The sequence below is a fragment of the Streptomyces sp. URMC 127 genome (assembly GCF_051386535.1).
Classification (GTDB): Bacteria; Actinomycetota; Actinomycetes; order Streptomycetales; family Streptomycetaceae; genus Streptomyces.
Window position 1 is genome coordinate 1 of sequence record NZ_JBPQTW010000435.1, and the last position, 1,518, is coordinate 1,518.

The following is a 1,518-nucleotide window of genomic DNA, read 5'->3' on the forward strand; positions in this document are numbered from 1 at the left end:
CGGTGGGGGTGTTTGCGGGGGCGTCGGTGGTGGTCATGGGGTGGTCGCCTCCGCGTGCGTGAGGGTGGTGCCGGTGGTGCTTCCGTCGTGGAATTCGAGTTGGCGGCGGCGGTTGGGGATGAGGCCTTCGGGGCGGAAGCGCATGAGGAGGATGAGGGCGGTGCCGAAGGCGAGGAGTTGGTAGTCCTGGAGGAATTGGAGTTTGGCGGGGATGAGGTAGAGGAGGGCGGCGCCGAGGAGGGGGCCGCTGATGGTGCCCATGCCGCCGAGGATGACGGCGGCGAGGAGGAATGCGGAGTTGGGGGGTACGGGGCCGGCGAAGACGTATTGCTCGGGGACGACGGTGTAGGCGACGTGTGCTTGGACGGTGCCGGCGAGTCCGGCGAGGGTGGCGCCGAGGGCGAAGGCGAGGAGTTTGAGGCGGAAGCCGTTGATGCCCATGGCGGTGGCGGCGGTTTCGTCTTCGCGGATGGCGATCCAGGCGCGGCCGATGCGGGAGTTGCCGGCGCGGCTGAAGATGAGGACGACGAGGACGGTGAAGAGGAGCATCAGGAGGTAGTAGTTGGCGAAGGGGTTGAGGGTGATGCTGCCGAGGGTGTGGGTTGTGCCGAAGGAGTAGCCGAAGAGGACGAGGTCGGGGATGTTGGGGATGCCGTTGGGGCCGTTGGTGAGGGAGGGGCCGGATTCGCCGTTGAGGTTGCCGACGGTGATGCGGAAGATTTCGCCGAAGCCGAGGGTGACGATGGCGAGGTAGTCGCCGCGGAGGCGGAGGGTGGGGGCGCCGATGACGACGCCGAAGATGAGTGAGGTGGCGGCGCCGGTGAGGACGGCGGCCCAGAAGGGGAAGCGGATGTCGAGGGTGGATGCGGTGGTGCCGGAGACGAGGGCTGCGGTGTAGGCGCCGACGCCGAGGAAGGCGACGTAGCCGAGGTCGAGGAGGCCGGCGAGGCCGACGACGACGTTGAGGCCGAGGGCGACGGTGGAGAAGATCAGGATGTTGACGGCGATGAGGGTGTACTGGTCGGTGTCCTGGGTGAGGGGGAAGAGCGCCGCGGCGACGAAGGCGGCGGTGATGGTGGGGGTGCGGTGTTTGGTGGTGAGGGTGGTGAGCCGGGTGAGGAGTCCGGCGCGGGCGAGGCCTGCGGTGCCGAGGCCGGCGAGGAGGGTGAGGAGGGTGGTGAGGGCGGCGATGTAGCCGCCGGGTTCGAGGTTGGCGAGGCCGCCGAGTCGTACGGCGATGGCGATGAGGGTGTACCAGGTGGTGGCGAGGGTGGCGGTGGCGAGGAGGGCGGTGGCGTTGTTGCTGCGGGTGGGGTTGAGCCAGCGGAGGCCTGGGAGGTTGTAGGAGGTGAGGGCGTAGGCGAGGGTGAGGAGGGCGCCGGTGAGGGTGAGGAGTTGGAGTCCGCCGGGGTAGCCGTTGATGGTGAGGTTGCCGGGGAAGCGGGTGGTCCAGGTCCAGGAGAGGAAGGTGGAGGCGGCGCTGAGGAGGGCGCCGGTGGTGGTGAGGGCTGTCTCTTA

General features: G+C 69.0%; 1 pseudogene. It reads right to left on the reverse strand.

Annotated features, from left to right (window positions below):
* Positions 1 to 33: 33 nt before the first annotated feature.
* Positions 34 to 1,506 (reverse strand): annotated as a pseudogene (locus ACSNOH_RS34735) (branched-chain amino acid ABC transporter permease); the annotation flags it as partial.
* Positions 1,507 to 1,518: the final 12 nt, after the last annotated feature.